19 protein-coding genes are annotated in these 17,834 nt (G+C 58.9%); 10 read left to right on the forward strand and 9 right to left on the reverse strand.

Features of this window, described 5'->3' with window-relative positions:
* Positions 1-30: 30 nt before the first annotated feature.
* The 7 genes from nth to metG form a co-directional block, all read right to left on the reverse strand.
* Positions 31-669, reverse strand: coding sequence for an endonuclease III (nth, locus tag ICA15_RS26190; protein WP_150601727.1), 639 nt, complete (start codon positions 667-669; stop codon positions 31-33).
* A complete protein-coding gene (locus ICA15_RS26195) occupies positions 666-1,247 on the reverse strand; it encodes an Rnf-Nqr domain containing protein (protein ID WP_210555029.1) in 582 nt (193 codons plus the stop codon). Before ICA15_RS26195 ends, nth begins: the two co-directional genes overlap by 4 nt.
* Positions 1,244-1,849: an RnfABCDGE type electron transport complex subunit G gene (locus ICA15_RS26200; RefSeq protein WP_210555030.1), complete on the reverse strand. Its 606-nt coding sequence runs from the start codon at positions 1,847-1,849 to the stop codon at positions 1,244-1,246. Before ICA15_RS26200 ends, ICA15_RS26195 begins: the two co-directional genes overlap by 4 nt.
* Positions 1,846-2,829, reverse strand: a complete 984-nt coding sequence (locus tag ICA15_RS26205; RefSeq protein ID WP_210555031.1) for an RnfABCDGE type electron transport complex subunit D — start codon at positions 2,827-2,829, stop codon at positions 1,846-1,848. The genes ICA15_RS26200 and ICA15_RS26205 overlap by 4 nt, the downstream gene beginning before the upstream one ends.
* Entirely contained in the window at positions 2,816-4,042 is a 1,227-nt protein-coding gene (rsxB, locus tag ICA15_RS26210; RefSeq protein WP_210555032.1) for an electron transport complex subunit RsxB, read from the reverse strand. Before rsxB ends, ICA15_RS26205 begins: the two co-directional genes overlap by 14 nt.
* Positions 4,039-4,608 (reverse strand): electron transport complex protein RnfA, encoded by a 570-nt coding sequence (locus ICA15_RS26215; protein ID WP_210555033.1) that lies wholly within the window; start codon positions 4,606-4,608, stop codon positions 4,039-4,041. The genes rsxB and ICA15_RS26215 overlap by 4 nt, the downstream gene beginning before the upstream one ends.
* Positions 4,609-4,738: 130 nt before the next feature.
* Positions 4,739-6,790: a methionine--tRNA ligase gene (gene metG / locus ICA15_RS26220; RefSeq protein WP_150616217.1), complete on the reverse strand. Its 2,052-nt coding sequence runs from the start codon at positions 6,788-6,790 to the stop codon at positions 4,739-4,741.
* 398 nt (positions 6,791-7,188) lie between these two features.
* Between metG and apbC the strand changes: the two genes are divergently transcribed.
* A complete protein-coding gene (apbC, locus tag ICA15_RS26225) occupies positions 7,189-8,283 on the forward strand; it encodes an iron-sulfur cluster carrier protein ApbC (protein ID WP_210555034.1) in 1,095 nt (364 codons plus the stop codon).
* A gap of 95 nt (positions 8,284-8,378) precedes the next feature.
* Here apbC and ICA15_RS26230 read toward each other — a convergent pair whose 3' ends face one another.
* Positions 8,379-9,137, reverse strand: coding sequence for an SDR family oxidoreductase (locus ICA15_RS26230; protein WP_150616215.1), 759 nt, complete (start codon positions 9,135-9,137; stop codon positions 8,379-8,381).
* A 161-nt stretch (positions 9,138-9,298) separates the two neighbouring features.
* Here ICA15_RS26230 and ICA15_RS26235 point away from each other — a divergent pair, with 161 nt between their 5' ends.
* From ICA15_RS26235 to groL, 4 genes are all read left to right on the forward strand, one after another.
* The gene (locus ICA15_RS26235; protein WP_210555035.1) at positions 9,299-10,030 is read left to right on the forward strand and encodes a HugZ family protein; all 732 of its coding nucleotides are present in this window, start codon (positions 9,299-9,301) and stop codon (positions 10,028-10,030) included.
* A 65-nt stretch (positions 10,031-10,095) separates the two neighbouring features.
* On the forward strand, positions 10,096-10,572 hold the full coding sequence (locus ICA15_RS26240; protein WP_150601717.1) for an FxsA family protein: 477 nt from the start codon (positions 10,096-10,098) through the stop codon (positions 10,570-10,572).
* 258 nt (positions 10,573-10,830) lie between these two features.
* Positions 10,831-11,124 carry a co-chaperone GroES gene (locus ICA15_RS26245; protein WP_007916610.1) on the forward strand — a complete coding sequence of 98 codons (294 nt, stop codon included), beginning with the start codon at positions 10,831-10,833 and terminating at the stop codon, positions 11,122-11,124.
* Between the two features lie 50 nt (positions 11,125-11,174).
* Positions 11,175-12,818 carry a chaperonin GroEL gene (groL, locus tag ICA15_RS26250; protein WP_150592796.1) on the forward strand — a complete coding sequence of 548 codons (1,644 nt, stop codon included), beginning with the start codon at positions 11,175-11,177 and terminating at the stop codon, positions 12,816-12,818.
* A 165-nt stretch (positions 12,819-12,983) separates the two neighbouring features.
* Here groL and ICA15_RS26255 read toward each other — a convergent pair whose 3' ends face one another.
* A complete protein-coding gene (locus ICA15_RS26255) occupies positions 12,984-13,727 on the reverse strand; it encodes a phosphatase PAP2 family protein (protein WP_150616213.1) in 744 nt (247 codons plus the stop codon).
* A 218-nt stretch (positions 13,728-13,945) separates the two neighbouring features.
* Here ICA15_RS26255 and colR point away from each other — a divergent pair, with 218 nt between their 5' ends.
* The 5 genes from colR (at position 13,946) to ICA15_RS26280 (ending at position 17,673) form a co-directional block, all read left to right on the forward strand.
* Entirely contained in the window at positions 13,946-14,629 is a 684-nt protein-coding gene (gene colR, locus ICA15_RS26260) for a two-component system response regulator ColR (protein WP_042560717.1), read from the forward strand.
* Positions 14,619-15,902 (forward strand): sensor histidine kinase, encoded by a 1,284-nt coding sequence (locus ICA15_RS26265; protein WP_150616212.1) that lies wholly within the window; start codon positions 14,619-14,621, stop codon positions 15,900-15,902. Before colR ends, ICA15_RS26265 begins: the two co-directional genes overlap by 11 nt.
* Positions 15,903-16,054: 152 nt before the next feature.
* On the forward strand, positions 16,055-16,723 hold the full coding sequence (locus tag ICA15_RS26270) for a class I SAM-dependent methyltransferase (protein WP_150616211.1): 669 nt from the start codon (positions 16,055-16,057) through the stop codon (positions 16,721-16,723).
* Positions 16,724-16,726: 3 nt separating this feature from the next.
* A complete protein-coding gene (locus ICA15_RS26275) occupies positions 16,727-17,443 on the forward strand; it encodes a lipopolysaccharide kinase InaA family protein (protein ID WP_150592799.1) in 717 nt (238 codons plus the stop codon).
* 2 nt (positions 17,444-17,445) lie between these two features.
* Positions 17,446-17,673 carry a hypothetical protein gene (locus tag ICA15_RS26280; protein ID WP_042560713.1) on the forward strand — a complete coding sequence of 76 codons (228 nt, stop codon included), beginning with the start codon at positions 17,446-17,448 and terminating at the stop codon, positions 17,671-17,673.
* The last annotated feature ends 161 nt before the right edge of the window (positions 17,674-17,834 follow it).

Below are 17,834 nucleotides of genomic sequence, written 5' to 3' on the forward strand. Positions count from 1 at the left end.
AATCGATCACTCATTTATTTCTATAACTGATCAATCGTCCGATGTTTTTTGTTTGTATTCGCACAAGTCTTCGATTCGGCAACTGCCGCACCGCGGCTTGCGCGCCAGACACACGTAGCGTCCGTGAAGAATCAGCCAGTGGTGGGAATCGAGCAGGAATTGCTTTGGTACAAACTTCATCAGCTTGTCTTCCACTTCGACCACATTTTTGCCGGGAGCGATGCCCGTGCGGTTGCTGACTCGGAAGATGTGCGTGTCGACGGCCATGGTCAGCTGACGGAACGCCGTGTTGAGCACCACGTTGGCGGTCTTTCGGCCGACACCGGGCAACGCTTCGAGCTCCTCACGCGTTTGTGGCACTTCACCGTTATGGCGTTCGACCAGCAAGCGGCATGTCTCGATGACGTTTTTAGCCTTGCTGTTGTAGAGGCCGATGGTCTTGATGTATTCGGACAGCCCCTCCACGCCCAGCGCGTAGATCGCTGCCGGGGTGTTGGCGACCGGGTACAGCTTGGCTGTCGCCTTGTTTACGCCAACGTCGGTCGACTGCGCCGAAAGAATCACCGCAATCAGCAATTCGAAGGGCGAGGAGTAGGCCAGTTCGGTTTTCGGCTCGGGATTGTCTTCATGCAGGCGGCGGAAAATCTCAAGACGTTTTGCGGCATTCATGGGCGATGCGTTTCCTTGGGAATTGAGTTCGAGCGAGTCCACGCCTGACGGGCCGCGAGCAGCAGCCCCAAGACAATCAGCGCGCCGGGAACCAGGGTTGCCAGAGGCAACCCCTCGCTAAGTAAAACCAGACCTTGCCAGTGTTCGAACAGTCCTCGGCCCAAGCGACCCTGGCCTGCGAGTTCACGCACGACGGCGAGTATCACCATCAATGCGCTGAACAGACTGCTTAGCTTTAGGCGCTCGAGGCGTGTCTGGCGGAAAAATCCGTTATGTTCCAGTACCAGGCACTGCAAGGCGATCAACCCGGCATACAGACCAAAAGCCTGATGCCATGGCAGAAACCAGCGTTGCGCGAAGACCTCGGCACAACTGGTCAACGTCGCGGCGAGCAGCAGGGCTGCTGACCATGTGGCCGCAGGCGTCAGGCGCGAGCGTAAAAAAGACATGCACAAACCGTAGGCGCCCACTACCACCGCGAACATCAAGATCGCGCCCAGCGCGCCAGCCAACGAACTCGTCGTCCCGAGCAAAAGCATGAGCATCAATGAATTCGCCAAGTGCGCCGTGCGGTTCATGGTGGGCTCCCCAGCAATGCCAGACGATGCTGGTCAAAGTAGCGAAGAGCGTCATGCACAGCGTTGATCACCGCGCGGGAAGTGATGGTCGCACCGGCCATTTGATCGAATTGCCCCTGATCCTTTTTCAGTGCCCAACCGGCATCCGTCGGCTCATCACTCGATTTCCCGATAAACACCGACAGCCATGCATTCGGCCATTCGCCCAGATGTCCGCCGAGCGCTGGCGTTTCATTTTGCTTGAGGGTTTTTACCTCCAGCAATTTTCCGTGGTCATCAATGGCTATCAGCAGTTCGATACTGCCTGCATAACCCTCGCTGCGGCTGCGCAGCAACACTGCGACCGGTCGCCCTGCTTTGCTTGCGCGATAGCCGCCGGTCAGCGTGCTGTGGCTCAAGGCAACGTCCACCAAGGCCAGCGGCTGGTTGAGTGGTTGATTGTCGTAGCTGTCGGGCGCGAGCACGTCGAGCAGTTTGCGGCTGTCGAGCAGACGTTGTTCTGCGGCTATCTGCGGCGCATTGCTGCGTTGCACAAGATACGTCGCCGTGATGCCGACGAAGGCCAACAGCAGCAGCGTGAGAGTACTCTTTGTGCGGTTCATGGCCGCACCGGTGTCTGTCGGCTCACGGCAAACCGCTCGAGTGCCGGCACGCAGAGATTCATTAACAGCACCGCGAACGCGACGCCGTCCGGGTAACCGCCCCATGTGCGGATCAGGTAAGTCAGCAGTCCGACTCCGGCGCCGAACAACACGCGCGCCAGCGCATTTTTTGCCCCGGATACCGGTTCGGTGATGATGAAAAACGCGCCGAGCATGGTGGCACCGCTCAGCAGATGAAACAGTGGCGAGCCGTGAGAGTCCGAGCCCGAGCCGTTCCAGCACAGCAGGCTGACTAAAAACAGGCTGGCGAGCATACCGACAGGCGCGTGCCAGCCGAATACTCGCCGTTGCAGCAGAAATAGCCCGCCGGCGAGAAACGCCAGATTGACCCATTCCATGCCATGCCCGCCGAAGCGCCCGAAGGCCGGGTTGGCGGCGAACAATTCATCGATGGTCAGGCTTTTATTGATGCGCAGGCTATCCAGGGCCGTGGCCTGAACCCAGGCGTCCGGGGCCTGCCCCGGATTGAATACCTGCTGCAATGCGTCGAGCAGCGCCATGCCATGGGCCGGCCATTGGGTCATCGGCTGCGGGAACATCACGATGACCAAGGCAAAGCCGAGCATGGCCGGATTGAACGGGTTTTTGCCCACGCCGCCGTACAGATGTTTTCCAAAAAGCAGACCTGAGGTGGTCGCTGTCATTGTCAGCCACCAAGGGCAATAGGGCGGCAGGGCGACGGCCAGCAAAGTCGCGCTGACCAATGCGCTGCCGTCAGTGAGCAGCGGCTGCAATGCTTGCCCGCGCAGGCGTGCCACGCCGGTCTCGACGGCCAGTGCGCAGGCGACGCAAAGGATCAGATTGATCAATACGCCCCATCCGTAAAACCAGAACAAGCCCAGCAACCCCGGCAGCATGGCAAGCAGCACCAGCTTCATCGCCTGTTGCAGGCGACCGTCGGGTGTCTCAAGGGGCAACATGGTCTTGCACCTGGCGCTCGGCGTCTTGCAGGCGGGCGCGGGCCTTGTCGAGGGTTTCGGCCGGGGTGTCAGCGCGTCGTTCGAGTTTGTTCAGGTCAGCGCGGGCGTAGGCCAATTCGGTTTTCAACTGCCGAAGTTGGCTGTCGATCGGGCGTTTTTCCACGCGCACCAGTTCAGGCACAGGCTGATCGCTGGCCGCTTCGGCGGCGTGAAGGGCTTGCTCGGCGTCACGTAACGCCTGTTCCAGGGTCGCAATCTGCTCGGTCGGCGCTTCGGCGGTCTGGGCCTTTTTCAGTTCGGCGCGGCGCATGGCCAATTGAATTTTTGCCCGCTTCAGGTCCGCGTCTTTCGCTGGAGCTGGAGCTGGAGCTGGAGCTGGAGCTGGCGGAGTGGCGGGTGCGCTGCTTTCGAGTTTTGCCAAAGCCTGTTCGGCCAGTTCGAATTGCTGCTGCAACACGATCAATTGCGACTGCTGTTCAAAGGTCGGCGGATGGCCGAAGGCTTTCAGCGATTTATGCAGTTGCGCACGGCTCATCGCGACATCGATCTTGGCTTTTTTCAGTGCGGCGTCGGCGCCTGCGGATTTTTGCGCGCGCACGCGTTCCAGTGCAGCTTGCACCGGGTCGAGCGTAGTCACTTCAGATTGAGCGGCGCGTTTAGCTCGCGCCTCGCGCTCAGCCTGTTTCTGTTGTTCTTCGCGTTGCAGGCGGGCATTGCGTCGTTCAAAGCGCTGGCGGGCGTGATCACGTTTGGCGGCGCGCGCGCGCTGTTCTTCAAGACTGAACGCGAGGCCACCGACCACAGGCAGTGTGCTCGGCGGCAGAGGATGCATTTCGATGCAGTCCACCGGGCAGGGCGCCACGCACAGGTCGCAACCGGTGCATTCGTCGATCAGAACGGTGTGCATCAATTTCGCCGCGCCGACGATGGCATCAATCGGGCAGGCCTGAATGCACTTGGTGCAGCCGATGCATTCGGCTTCGCGGATGTAAGCCACCTGCGCTGGCGCCGAACCGCGACTGACGTCCAGTTCCAGCACCGGCACTTTCAACAGGTCGGCCAGTGCCGCGATGGTTTCATCACCACCCGGGGGGCATTTGTTGATCGGCTCGCCGTCGACAATGCCCTGTGCGTAAGGTTTGCATCCTGGATGACCGCATTTGCCGCACTGAGTCTGCGGCAGAAGGGCGTCGATGCGTTGAATCAGACTCATGTTTTGATCAGCCCACTGAATCCGAGAAAAATCACTGCGATCAGTCCGGCGCCGATCAGATCGATCGGCAGTCCGCGAAAGGGCAGGGGAATATCGTTGTCGGTTGTACGCTCACGCAAATCGCTGAACAGACTCAGCACCAGCCAGAAACCCAGCCCGGCACCAAGGCTCAGCGCCGTCGCAGTCAACAGGCCCTGATCGTTCTGCGCATTGATCAGCGCCAGTCCAAGCACGCCGGCGTTACCCAGCAATAGCGGCCACAAACCCTCGAACGACAGGTTCGGCAACCCACGCGCCAAGAGCTTCAGCAACGGTGCAATCAGCAACACGCTCAATGGCAAAAACACGAACAGGCGCAGCGCTTGCAGTTGCAGGGGTACCAGCAGCCAGTGCCAGATTGAATAGCCAACCACGCCGACGATCACCATCAGACACAAGGTCGCCAGCCCCAGCGCATGCACCTGCCGACGACTGCCCGCCAATAGCGGATCGACGCCCAGCGGCCAGTGCAACACGAAGTTGTTGAGCAGCGCGGCACTGATAAGCGTAAGCACGAGTTCGGTCATGGGGCTGCCGGCGAAACGGGCGGATGTCTCATAAGGTTAGGCATTATCCGGCAGCGACGGTGAGTGGGCCAGATATGAAAAATCCCACAGGCATGCGCGCACGCCTGTGGGATCGATTTGCCGCAGAGTTTTACTTGATGCGCTGACCCGGCTTGGCGCCGCTGTCCGGGCTCAGCAGGTAGATTTCTTCACCGCCAGGACCTGCCGCCATCACCATGCCTTCGGAAATACCGAACTTCATTTTCCGCGGCTTGAGGTTGGCGATCATCATGGTCAGGCGACCGTCGAGTTTGGACGGGTCTGGATAAGCGCTCTTGATTCCGGAGAACACGTTGCGTTGCTCGTCACCGATGTCCAGGGTCAGGCGCAGCAGTTTGTCGGCACCTTCCACGGCTTCAGCCTTGATGATCAGCGCAACGCGCAGGTCGACCGCAGCGAATGCGTCGAAGTCGATTTCCGGCGACAGCGGATCCTTGGCCAGTTCGCCGTTGCCTGCCGGGGCGGCTGCGCCGGTGTCGGTCTGGCTGGCGGCGAGGTCTTCTTTCGAGGCGTCGGTCATGGCTTGCACTTTTACCGGGTCGATGCGGGTCATCAACGGCTTGAATTCGTTGAGCTGATGATTGGCCAGCAGGGTGGTGTGGTCGTTCCAGGTCAGCGGGGCGACGTTGAGGAACGCCTCGGCATCGGCGGCCAGCAGCGGCAGCACCGGTTTGAGGAAAATCACCAGTTGGCGGAACAGGTTGATGCCGGTGGCGCAGATCGCCTGGACTTCATCCTGTTTGCCTTCCTGCTTGTTCAACGACCACGGAGCCTTGTCGGCGATCCAGGCGTTGGCGCGGTCGGCCAGCGCCATGGTTTCGCGCATGGCACGGGCGAAGTCGCGGGCTTCATAAGCGTCGGCGATGCTTGGTGCGGCGGCGAGGAAAGCCTCGGTCAGCTCAGGCGCGGCATTGTTGTCGACCAACAGGCCGGCATTGCCCTTTTGAATGAACCCGGCGCAACGGCTGGCGATGTTGACGACTTTGCCGACCAGGTCGGAGTTGACCTTCTGCACGAAGTCTTCGAGGTTCAGGTCGAGGTCGTCGACGCCACGGCCCAGTTTGGCCGCGTAGTAGTAGCGCAGGTATTCCGGCGACAGGTGATCCAGGTACGTGCGGGCCTTGATAAAGGTGCCGCGCGATTTCGACATCTTCTGGCCGTTGACGGTCAGGTAGCCGTGTACGTTGATCGCGGTCGGTTTGCGGTAACCGGCGCCTTCGAGCATGGCCGGCCAGAACAGGGCGTGGAAGTTGACGATGTCCTTGCCGATGAAATGGTACAGCTCGGCAGTGGAATCCTTGGCCCAGAACGCGTCGAAGTCCAGCTCCGGCGTGCGGTCGCAAAGGTTCTTGAAGCTGGCCATGTAGCCGATTGGCGCATCCAGCCATACGTAGAAATACTTGCCCGGCTCGCCCGGGATCTCGAAACCGAAGTACGGCGCATCGCGGGAGATGTCCCACTGTTGCAGGCCGGCGTCCAGCCACTCGGCGATCTTGTTGGCCACGGCGTCCTGCAAGGTGCCGCTGCGGGTCCAGGCTTGCAGCATTTCCTGGAAGTCCGGCAGTTTGAAGAAGAAGTGCTGGGAATCCTTGAGCACCGGGGTGGCGCCCGAGATTGCCGACTTCGGATCCTTCAGATCAGTCGGTGCGTAGGTTGCACCGCATTTTTCGCAGTTGTCGCCGTACTGGTCTTCAGTGCCGCATTTCGGGCAGGTGCCCTTGATGAAGCGGTCGGCCAGGAACATTTTCTTTTCCGGGTCGAAATACTGCGTGATCGAACGTTGGGCGATGTGCCCGGCGTCACGCAGCTTGAGGTAGATCTGGCTCGACAGCTCACGGTTTTCTTCGGCGTGAGTGGAGTGGAAGTTGTCGAAGTCGACCAGGAACTCGGCAAAGTCGGCGCTGTGTTCAGCCTGCACGTTGGCGATCAGTTGTTCCGGGGTAATGCCTTCCTTTTCTGCGCGCAGCATGATCGCCGAACCGTGAGCGTCGTCGGCGCAGACGTAAATGCATTGATTGCCGCGATGCTTCTGGAAGCGCACCCACATATCGGTCTGGATGTATTCCAGCATGTGGCCAAGGTGGATCGAACCGTTGGCGTAGGGCAGGGCGCTGGTGACGAGGATCTTGCGTGGCTCGGACATGTGGGGCTTCGCTACTTGATGAAACGGAGGTCGGCCACTATAAAGCGCTGGCGCATATTTTTCACCCTGTGCGCCTGTTTCCGGATGCGCCAGGCAGATTATTTTTGACTGTGAATCCCTGTGTTGTGAACGGGTTTGCCTGTGGCGAGGGGATTTATCCCCGATCGGCTGCGCAGCAGTCGTAAATCTATTGCACGCGGTGTATCTGATGGGCTGAGGTGTCCGGTTTTGGGGAGGCTTCGCCTCCCATCGGGGATAAATCCCCTCGCCACAATATCTGTGACTGGCATAAATCCCATTCACCCTGGAATGTTTGCGGTACAAATCCACTCACCACAAATCAATCTGCGCGGTACGATACCCGCCATCTTTTCCCAGTCTTGTTATCGGAGTTGCCCATGAGCGCCGTCACTCGCGCAGCGGTGGAAGCCGTCCTCAGCCAATACACCGACCCTTACCTGAACCAGGACCCGGTCAGCGCCGGTTGCGTGAAGAACATCGAGATCGTCGGTGACCGCGTCAATGTGCAGCTGGAAATCGGTTACGCCGCCGGCCTGTTCAAAAGCGGCTGGGCGCAATTGCTGCAACTGGCCATCGAAAACCTCGACGGCGTAGTGATTGCCAAAGTCGAGGTCAACACGGTGATCGCTGCGCACAAGGCTCAAGCGCAGATCCCGGGGCTGGCCAACGTCAAGAACGTGGTTGCCGTGGCGTCGGGCAAGGGCGGTGTCGGCAAATCGACCACCGCCGCCAACCTCGCGCTGGCGCTGGCCCGTGAAGGCGCCAAGGTTGGCATTCTCGATGCCGATATCTACGGCCCGAGTCAGGGCATCATGTTCGGCATTCCCGAGCGCACTCGCCCTGAAGTCAAGGATCAGAAGTGGTTCGTGCCGCTCAAGGCCCACGGCGTCGAAGTCATGTCGATGGCGTTCCTGACGGACGACAACACGCCAATGGTCTGGCGTGGGCCGATGGTCTCCGGCGCATTGCTGCAACTGGTCACGCAAACCGCGTGGGGCGATCTGGATTATCTGGTGATCGACATGCCGCCAGGCACTGGCGACATCCAGCTGACCCTGGCGCAGAAAGTCCCGGTGGCAGGCGCTGTGATCGTCACCACACCGCAGGACCTGGCCTTGCTCGACGCGCGCAAAGGCGTGGAAATGTTCCGCAAGGTCAACATTCCGGTGTTGGGCGTGGTGGAAAACATGGCCGTGCACATTTGCTCGAATTGCGGCCACGCCGAGCATCTGTTCGGTGAAGGCGGCGGCGAGAAGCTTGCGAGCCAGTACGGTGTCGAGCTATTGGCCTCGCTGCCGTTGTCGATGCTGATCCGTGAACAGGCCGATGGCGGCAAGCCAACGGTGATCGCCGAGCCGGACAGCCAGATTGCCATGGTCTATCAGCAACTGGCGCGTCACGTTGGCGCGCGGATTGTGTTGCAGGAAGCGGCCACGCCGGCCATGCCGAACATCACCATCAGCGACGATTGATCGGCGTCGCCAGTTAAAAGATCGCAGCCTTCGGCAGCTCCTACAGAAAAACATTGTGTAGGAGCTGCCGGAGGCTGCGATCTTTTGATCTTGTTCTAGATCCGCAACCCGCCATCCATCTCCAGAATCCGACCGGTGTAATAGTCGTTCTCGAAGATGTACGCCGCCGAATGGGCGATCTCTTGCGGTTTGCCCATACGCTTGAGTGGAATTCCCGCGGTCATCTTCTCCAGCGCTTCCGGCTTCATGCCCAGGGTCATCTCGGTCTCGATGAAGCCCGGCGCAATGCCCGCCACGCGAATGCCATAACGCGCCAGTTCCTTGGCCCAGGTCACGGTCGCCGCCGCCACACCGGCCTTGGCTGCGGAATAGTTGGTCTGGCCAACGTTGCCTGCGCGCGAGATCGACGAGATGTTGATGATTGCGCCGCTGGTCTTGAGTTCGACCATTTTCGCCGCGACTTCGCGCGTGCAGAGGAATACGCCGGTCAGGTTAACGTCAATCACCGCCTGCCACTGGGCCAGGCTCATCTTGGTCATTTCACCGTCCTTGACCTTCAATAGCAGGCCGTCACGCAGGATCCCGGCGTTGTTGATCAAACCGTGGATCGCACCAAAGTCGGCGGCGACCTGCGCGACCATGTGCTCCACCTGTTCTTCATTGGCGACGTTGCACAAATAGCTGCGGGCCTCAACGCCTTTGGCTTTGCAGGCGGCGACTGCGTCGTCGAGCTTTTCCTGGTTCAGATCGACCAGCGCCAGCTTCGCGCCTTTGTCGGCGAAATACTCGGCCATCGAACGGCCCAAACCCTGGCAACCGCCAGTGATAATGATTACTTTGTCGTTGAGTTGCATTCGCATGCCCCGATAGCAGGTCAGAGTGGATTTCCCTTAGAGAGCCTCTCGATCTGCGCCCGATGTGGCCTGGCTGCACATGAGAATTGCCCGATGGTGAGCGGAACTTATCCCGCGCACCTGTCCGTTTTTTCGACGGATTCTATTTAAGGAGTCATAAATTGAGCGTTGAAGTGGCGAAGAATGCCCGAGAATTGCTTCTCAAGGAATACCGTGGAGTGCTCTCGACCCACTCTAAATCCATGCCCGGTTTTCCTTTTGGCTCCGTCGTGCCGTATTGCCTGGACGAGCAGGGCCGGCCGTTGATCCTGATCAGCCGCATCGCCCAGCACACGCACAATCTGCAAAAAGACCCGAAATGCTCGATGCTCGTGGGTGAGCGCGAGGCAGATGATGTGCAAGCCGTTGGTCGCCTGACCTATCTGGCCGAGGCGCAAAAGCTCGAAGACACCGCCAGCATTGACGCGGCGGCCGAGCGTTATTACCGCTACTTCCTCGATTCGCAAAACTACCACAAGGCCCACGATTTCGATTTCTGGGTGTTGAATCCGGTGCGCCATCGCTACATCGGTGGTTTCGGTGCGATTCACTGGGTCGATCAACTGACCTTGGCCAACCCGTTCGCCGGCAAAGCCGAGATCAGCATGGTCGAACACATGAACAGCGACCACGCCAAAGCCATCGCGCACTACGTCGATTTGGCCGGGCTGCCGAAAACCGTGGCGGCGCAACTGGCCGGGATCGACACCGAAGGCATGCATCTGCGCATCGGTCAGGCGCTGTACTGGTTGCCGTTTCAAGCACCCTGTCATACGCCGATACAAGTGCGCGAAGCCTTGGTTTCTCTGGCTCACGCCGAGCATTGGCCAAAAAATGCAGTGGCCGACGCTTGAATTCACGAAAGGGCGACGTCATCTAAGGCTTACTGCAAGGCATTTCTTGCGTAGAGGAAAGTTAGATGCGCCCTTTTTTGTTGCTCTTTCTGCTGTTTCCGGTGCTGGAGCTGTTCGTATTCGTCAAAGTGGCAGGGGCTATCGGGTTTTTCCCGGCCCTGCTATTGATCATTCTCGGCTCGATGTTCGGGGTATTCGTGCTGCGCGTCGCCGGTCTGGCCACGGCACTGCGTGCCCGTGAAAGCCTGAACCGCGGCGAACTGCCAGCGCAAACCATGCTTGAAGGTCTGATGCTGGCACTGGCCGGTGGCCTGTTGATCCTGCCAGGCTTCATCAGCGACGTGGTCGGTCTGGTGATGCTGCTGCCATTCACCCGTCGACTGCTGGCCAATAAAATGCGCCAGCGCGCCGAAGAACAGGCGATGCGCCAGCGTGCGTTCGCTGACGATCTGCAACCACGCGGCGGGCCTGCCCCACGCGAGACGCTGGGCCGTGAGCCCAACGTGATCGAAGGCGAGTTCGAACACCGCGACACCAAGTGACACCTGAATCGACACGGCACCCTCGGGTGCCGGGTTTTTATGTGGGCTGCATCCGGGCGCTGCGATGAAAAATTTTCTCCGTTCGCCCTTGTAATAAGCTTATGCGCCCTTATGTAACGGTCACCGCAAGGTTTCTGGCATTTGCGCCAGTCAGACTTCCGCGTCTCGCTCGACGAGGCGCACCCGGCGAAGGCCGGATTTGTTAAACCCGCCGGGACTACACCGGCCGATGAAAACCACAATTAGGAGAGATCGACAATGAAGCTTCGTCCTCTGCATGACCGCGTCGTAATCCGTCGCAGCGAAGAAGAAAAGAAAACCGCTGGCGGTATCGTCCTGCCAGGTTCGGCTGCTGAAAAAGCCAACCACGGTGTGATTCTCGCTGTAGGCCCGGGCAAAGCTCTGGAAAACGGCGAAGTGCGCGCACTGTCCGTTAAGGAAGGCGACAAGGTTGTGTTCGGTCCTTACTCCGGCAGCAACACTGTGAAAGTCGACGGCGAAGACCTGTTGGTAATGAGCGAGAACGAAATTCTCGCCGTTATCGAAGGCTGATTACCCCGTCCATTTTCCCGCTACTACAAAGTATTTAAGGAATATCGATCATGGCTGCTAAAGAAGTTCTGTTTGGCGATTCCGCCCGTAAGAAAATGCTCAAGGGCGTCAACGTCCTGGCAGACGCAGTAAAAGCGACCCTGGGCCCGAAAGGCCGTAACGTGATCATCGAGAAGAGCTTCGGCGCTCCGACCATCACCAAGGACGGCGTTTCCGTCGCCAAAGAAATCGAACTCGAAGACCGTTTCGAAAACATGGGCGCGCAGCTGGTCAAAGACGTTGCCTCCCGTGCCAACGATGACGCAGGCGACGGCACCACCACCGCTACCGTGCTGGCTCAGGCCATCGTCAACGAAGGCTACAAAGCCGTCGCTGCCGGCATGAACCCGATGGACCTCAAGCGCGGCATCGACAAGGCGACCATCGCCGTTGTTGCTGAGCTGAAAAACCTGTCCAAGCCATGCGCTGACACCAAGGCCATCGCTCAGGTCGGCACCATCTCGGCCAACTCCGACAGCTCCATCGGCGAAATCATTGCCGAAGCCATGGAAAAAGTCGGTAAGGAAGGCGTGATCACCGTTGAAGAAGGCACTGGCCTGGAAAACGAACTGTCGGTTGTAGAAGGCATGCAGTTCGACCGTGGCTACCTGTCCCCGTACTTCGTCAACAAGCCTGAGACCATGGTTGCCGAACTGGAGAGCCCGCTGGTTCTGCTGGTCGACAAAAAGATCTCGAACATCCGCGAAATGCTGCCAGTGCTGGAAGCCGTTGCCAAAGCCGGCCGTCCACTGCTGATCGTTTCCGAAGACGTTGAAGGCGAAGCCCTGGCGACTCTGGTTGTGAACAACATGCGTGGCATCGTCAAGGTTGCAGCCGTCAAGGCTCCAGGCTTCGGCGACCGTCGCAAGGCCATGCTGCAGGACATCGCTGTTCTGACCGGCGGTACCGTTATCTCCGAAGAGATCGGCCTGAGCCTGGAAAGCGCCACCCTGGAAAACCTCGGTAGCGCCAAGCGTGTGACCATTTCCAAGGAAAACACCATCATCGTTGACGGTGCTGGCGTAGCAGGCGACATCGAAGCGCGTATCGCTCAGATCCGTGCTCAGGTTGCCGAAACTTCCTCGGACTACGACCGTGAAAAACTGCAAGAGCGTCTGGCCAAGCTGTCCGGCGGCGTTGCAGTAATCAAGGTTGGCGCTGGTTCCGAAGTTGAAATGAAAGAGAAGAAAGCCCGCGTTGAAGACGCCCTGCACGCAACCCGCGCAGCCGTTGAAGAAGGCGTGGTACCTGGCGGTGGCGTTGCGCTGATCCGCGCTCTGGAAGCCCTGAGCAACCTGACCGGCGACAACGCTGACCAGAACGTTGGTATCGCTGTACTGCGCCGTGCTGTTGAAGCGCCGCTGCGCCAGATCGCTGCCAACTCCGGCGACGAGCCAAGCGTCGTGGTCAACGAAGTCAAGAACGGCAAAGGTAACTACGGTTACAACGCTGCAACTGGCGTGTACGGCGACATGATCGAAATGGGCATCCTGGATCCTACCAAGGTGACTCGTTCGGCATTGCAGGCAGCAGCTTCCATCGGTGGCCTGATCCTGACCACCGAAGCTGCAATCGCTGACAAAAAAGTAGACGCTCCGGCTGGCGGCGGTATGCCAGACATGGGCGGCATGGGTGGCATGGGCGGCATGATGTAAGCCAGCCTTACCCCTGTAACGCAAAAACCCCGCTGGCGAAAGTCAGCGGGGTTTTTTATTGCCTTCTAAAAGATCAACGTCAAAAGATCGCAGCCTTCGGCAGCTCCTACACGTGATTCCTTACCCTGTAGGAGCTGCCGAAGGCTGCGATCTTTTGATCTTTGTTCAGACGCTGACAGGTTGTGTGTTGATCACCGATTCAGTCTTCACCGCCGGGCGATACAGCACCCAGTAATACGATCCCAGACAAATCAGCCAGCAGAAAATCGCCGTCCACACGTTGTGCGAAAAGAAGTGCGCGCCCTGCATCATCCGGCTGATAGAGAACACCGAGCCCAGCGCAAAGGCAAAGATAAACGCCTGTCGCGCCAGACGCGGACGCCGATCACGCAACACGAAGAACAACGCAAACAGGGTGAACCCCGTCGCCGCATGACCGCCCGGCCAGCAACGCCCGGGTTTATCGGTCGGCGGACGATGATCCATCAATTTGCTGTAGGTTTCATGGCCGCCGAACTGCTCCAGGCTCCAGGGGCATTGCACAGCGGTCACTGCTTTGACCGGCGTCACGAACGAAGTCGCCAGCCCAAGGGACAGCACCAGACAGCCCAACTCGCGCTTGAACGGCTTGAGCCTGTCGATGAAGAACGCGCCGATGAAGCCGAAAATGGCGAACACCGAAAATGCGATCACTACCTGCTTGGCGCGATCGTGCAGGATGTCTTCGAGGAAGTAGCTGTGCCGGCCGATGAAGTCGCCCGCGACCGGATCGTAGAACAGCCTGGCCAGATCCATGTCCAGATCGGTCAGTTCGAGCAGCACCAGCACCAGTGCAGCCAAGGCAGGAATGCCCAGGCACAGCCAGAAATTCAGAGGCCTTGAAACGGGACGGGCAGAGGTCGACACCATGGCAATTCCTTGGTCGGCAAGTATTTTGAGGGGCGTAATCGCGCGAAGTCTGCGCCCGCGTGCGTAGGTGATTTGTTAACCGAAAGTGAAAAAAACGTTGGCCGGCACAAACAACCGGTTTATCGATAAACATCCCGACACACGCCTAGCCCTGAGCCACACTTGGCCGTAAGCTGCGCGAGCCGTGATGGCCGTAACTGTGTACGCAAGAGGTGCTCATGCGAATTTTATTGGTCGAAGACAACCGCGACATCCTGGCCAATCTGGCCGATTACCTGGGGCTCAAAGGCTATACCGTCGATTGCGCCCAGGACGGTCTGTCGGGCCTGCATCTGGCGGCCACCGAGCATTACGACCTGATCGTGCTCGATATCATGCTGCCCGGTATCGACGGCTACACCCTGTGCAAACGCCTGCGCGAGGATGCCCGCCGTGATACCCCGGTAATCATGCTCACCGCCCGCGATCAACTGGACGACCGTTTACAGGGCTTCAAGTCCGGCGCCGACGATTACCTGATCAAGCCCTTCGCATTGTCTGAACTTGCGGCGCGGATCGAAGCGGTCATGCGTCGGGCGCAGGGCGGCGGCCGGCGTGCCTTGCAGGTCGCCGATCTGAGCTACGACCTCGACACTCTGGAAGTGACCCGCGAAGGCAAGCTGCTCAAGCTCAACCCGGTCGGCCTCAAACTGCTGGCGGTATTGATGCAGAAGAGCCCGCACGTACTGCGACGGGAAATTCTCGAGGAAGCGCTGTGGGGCGATGACTGCCCGGACAGCGACAGCCTGCGCAGCCACGTTCACCAATTGCGTCAGGTGATCGACAAACCGTTTGCCAAACCTTTGCTGCACACCGTGCACGGCGTCGGTTATCGCTTGGCCGAGGGGCGTGATGGAGTTTAAGCAAAGCCTTTCCCAACGGATCATCATCGCCTTTGCGCTGATGAGCGCACTGGTTGCCGGCGCTTTCGCCATGGGCATTGTCGCGACGGTGCATCTGGTCGAGGAAAAACTGATTTCGGCGGGGCTGGGCGGCGATCTGCAGCGCCTGTTGCTGATGGACAATGTCTCTGACTGGAGCCATCGCCCGGAGCCGGACCAGCTGTTCTATTTCAGTGGTGGCCCCGGCGACTTCGACTTGCCCAAGGATCTGCGTCATCTGGATGCAGGTTTCCACGAAGTCTTCCGCGAGCAACTGTCGTACCACGCCATGGTCGAAGTTGTGGATGGCCGGCGGTATGTGCTGCTGCAGGATCAAAGCGATTTCGAAGAACGTGAGCGTGTGCTGTTTGCCGTGGTGCTGGTGGGCTTCGTGCTCAGCCTGGCGCTGGCGGTATTCCTCGGCTGGGTGCTCGCGCGCAAGGTAATGGCACCAGTGGTGCGCCTCGCACGCCAGGTTCGGCATCGCGATCAATTGCTGGGTTTGGCGCCGCCGCTGGCGCCGGACTACGCGGCCGATGAGGTCGGTGAACTGGCGGTGGCGTTCGATGCCACGCTGGGGCGTTTGCGCCAGGCTCTGACCCGCGAACGACTGTTCACCAGTGACGTCAGCCACGAGTTGCGCACGCCGTTGATGGTGCTGGCGAGCTCCTGCGAACTGCTGTTGGAAAACCCGGGAATCGACCAGCGCGGCCGTTCCCAGGTCGAGCGCATTGCCCGCGCCAGCGAGGAAATGCGCGAGTTGGTGCAGACCTTCCTGATGCTCGCCCGCGCACAAAATGAAGAAGCCGGGGCGGCACCGCAGCAAAACCTGACGCAAGTGGCAGAAAGTCTGGTGTGCCTGTGGCGCGAGCCGATCGAGCGCAAGGGACTGACCCTCACCCTCGAACCCGGTAACCCTGCGGATACCCGCTATAACGCAACCCTGCTGAACGCCGTGATGGGTAACTTGCTGCGCAACGCATTGCATTACACGGAGCAGGGTTTCATCCGCCTGACGCTCACCGCCAACGGATTTGTCGTCGAAGACTCCGGCGTCGGCATCCCTGAAGAAAAACGCGAGGCCATGTTCGAGCCTTTCGTGCGGGGCAGCGAGAAGCGCGGGGAGGGGCTGGGGCTGGGTTTGTCATTGGTACAACGCATCTGCGAAAACCAGGGCTGGACTGTCAGCCTGAGCACGATGGAACCCAATGGCTGCCGCTTTGAGGTAGATCTTGGCCATTTCGGACGCAAATAGTGGCTTCAGGCTACTCCCGCCAACCTGTCTAAATCCTGTATAACGTTGTAATAATTTGTCGGTTTACCTGACATTTTTTTCACATTTGGATGACCTGACGCTGACACACCGCTCCTTAAGGTGGTGCCATCAGTAATTCAGGAGTCCTGGTGATGACCGGCCCGATCAAGCTCGATTTTTCCGAAAAGTACGACGATCAACACGCTAAGAAATATCTGCGCAAACATAAAGAAAGCCTCGGACGTCGTCTTTCCCATCTACGCGACGAGCAGTTGGCGCGCAAGGCTCTGACCCTGGCCGGCGAACCTGGCCTTGTGCTGGATTTGCCTTGCGGTGCCGGACGCTTCTGGCCGTTGCTGGCGGAAAAGCCCAATCGGGTGATTATCGGTGCGGACAACTCCGAATCGATGATCAAGACCGCATTGGAAGGACAACCGGCAGATGTGGTGAAACGGGTGCAACCTTTGCACACCTCCGCTTTCGATATTGCTCTGCCAGATAACGCCGTCGACAGCATTTTCTGCATGCGCTTGCTCCATCACGTCGGAGAAGCCGAGCACCGACTGGCGATTTTGCGCGAGTTCGAGCGCGTAACCCGTGACAGCGTGATTGTTTCGCTGTGGGTCGACGGCAATTTCAAGGCATGGAAACGCAAGCGTGCGGAGAAGGATCGTCCCAACCGTGACTACCAGAATCGCTTTTTGATTCCGGCGGCTACGGTCGAAAAAGAATTTGAAACGGCGGGTTTCCGTATTCAGGAACAACTCGACTTTATTCCGCTCTATGCGATGTGGCGAGTTTACGTATTACGCAAGAGGTAAAGGATGGCAGTGCAAATGGCAGCAGAAGCGCAAGTGACTCCCCAGGATAGCTTCGACTACTACTGGAGTCAGCGCGGTGAGTGGGTCGAAGAACCCAATGTGCGCCGTGGCGGCGAAAGTGGTGTACAACGCATTGTCGGTCGCGATGGCCAGTTGCTGTATGCCAAGCGCCAGACCGGTCACATTTATCGCAGTTGGCTGCATCCGTTCGGACGTCCGACCGTATTGCGCGAGCTGGATGCCCTGACCGGTGTCAGCAAGCTTGGCGTGCGCGTACCGCAAATCGTTTTCTGTGGTGCCCAGCCTGATCCGCAGCACAAGTGGCGTGCTCTGCTGGTGACCAAGTCTCTGGACGGTTTCCAGGAACTGGAACACTGGCTGGCGTCTGCCGGTGGTCGCGATCAGTGCGGCGACGCGGTCTATGAGCGTGTGCTCAAGGATCTGGCCGAAAACCTGGCGCGTATGCACAAGGGCCGCTGGCAGCACAGCTGCATCTACATCAAACACGTTTTTGTACGGGTGACGGGCGAAGGCGAGTCGGCCACCGTTGAGGTGGCGTTGATCGATCTGGAGAAATGCCGCCAGCGTCTGACCGCTTATCGCGCCGCCTCCCACGACATGAAGCAATTGCGTCGCCATTCGTCGTTCCGCGATGCCGACTGGAAGAAACTCGTCTACTTTTACGAGACGGCGTTTGGCAGCGCTATCAAAGGTTTATAGCGATGAAACTCGAAATTGCACGAGGTTTGTTTTTGGTAGGAGCCTTGGCAGTTGCTTCACTGGCGGTGGCTGCCTGGGAGCAGCCGCGCATGCAGGTCCTCGGCGCATCCACGACGGATGCGCATTGTGCAGTACCACGGGTGGCGAAAGCCTCCGTGGCAACTCAACCCGATCATGATTTGTTGTTGTTCATGTTCGGACTTACTCAAGGCATGAGGCCACAGAGTTGAACCGATTGAAGCCAAAATAAAAGGCCTCGCAGATGCGAGGCCTTTTTTTTGGATGCAAATCCCCCTGTAGGAGCTGCCGAAGGCTGCGATCTTTTGATCTTGATTCTAAAAACAAGATCAAAAGATCGCAGCCTTCGGCAGCTCCTACAGGGTCAGGGTCA

It is taken from the genome of Pseudomonas sp. P116 (genome assembly GCF_020149425.1).
In the GTDB taxonomy this organism is placed as follows: Bacteria; Pseudomonadota; Gammaproteobacteria; order Pseudomonadales; family Pseudomonadaceae; genus Aquipseudomonas; species Aquipseudomonas anatoliensis.

Coding starts and splice junctions, on each gene's coding strand:
- ICA15_RS26255 (WP_150616213.1), bottom strand. CDS start 13,727: ATGGTGTCGACCTCTGCCCGTCCCGTTTCAAGGCCTCTGAATTTCTGG.
- ICA15_RS26275 (WP_150592799.1), top strand. CDS start 16,727: ATGGCAGTGCAAATGGCAGCAGAAGCGCAAGTGACTCCCCAGGATAGC.
- ICA15_RS26270 (WP_150616211.1), top strand. CDS start 16,055: ATGACCGGCCCGATCAAGCTCGATTTTTCCGAAAAGTACGACGATCAA.
- metG (WP_150616217.1), bottom strand. CDS start 6,790: ATGTCCGAGCCACGCAAGATCCTCGTCACCAGCGCCCTGCCCTACGCC.
- apbC (WP_210555034.1), top strand. CDS start 7,189: ATGAGCGCCGTCACTCGCGCAGCGGTGGAAGCCGTCCTCAGCCAATAC.
- rsxB (WP_210555032.1), bottom strand. CDS start 4,042: ATGAGTCTGATTCAACGCATCGACGCCCTTCTGCCGCAGACTCAGTGC.
- ICA15_RS26240 (WP_150601717.1), top strand. CDS start 10,096: ATGCGCCCTTTTTTGTTGCTCTTTCTGCTGTTTCCGGTGCTGGAGCTG.
- ICA15_RS26265 (WP_150616212.1), top strand. CDS start 14,619: ATGGAGTTTAAGCAAAGCCTTTCCCAACGGATCATCATCGCCTTTGCG.
- ICA15_RS26195 (WP_210555029.1), bottom strand. CDS start 1,247: ATGAACCGCACGGCGCACTTGGCGAATTCATTGATGCTCATGCTTTTG.
- colR (WP_042560717.1), top strand. CDS start 13,946: ATGCGAATTTTATTGGTCGAAGACAACCGCGACATCCTGGCCAATCTG.
- groL (WP_150592796.1), top strand. CDS start 11,175: ATGGCTGCTAAAGAAGTTCTGTTTGGCGATTCCGCCCGTAAGAAAATG.
- ICA15_RS26200 (WP_210555030.1), bottom strand. CDS start 1,849: ATGAACCGCACAAAGAGTACTCTCACGCTGCTGCTGTTGGCCTTCGTC.
- ICA15_RS26205 (WP_210555031.1), bottom strand. CDS start 2,829: ATGTTGCCCCTTGAGACACCCGACGGTCGCCTGCAACAGGCGATGAAG.
- ICA15_RS26280 (WP_042560713.1), top strand. CDS start 17,446: ATGAAACTCGAAATTGCACGAGGTTTGTTTTTGGTAGGAGCCTTGGCA.
- ICA15_RS26230 (WP_150616215.1), bottom strand. CDS start 9,137: ATGCAACTCAACGACAAAGTAATCATTATCACTGGCGGTTGCCAGGGT.
- nth (WP_150601727.1), bottom strand. CDS start 669: ATGAATGCCGCAAAACGTCTTGAGATTTTCCGCCGCCTGCATGAAGAC.
- ICA15_RS26215 (WP_210555033.1), bottom strand. CDS start 4,608: ATGACCGAACTCGTGCTTACGCTTATCAGTGCCGCGCTGCTCAACAAC.
- ICA15_RS26245 (WP_007916610.1), top strand. CDS start 10,831: ATGAAGCTTCGTCCTCTGCATGACCGCGTCGTAATCCGTCGCAGCGAA.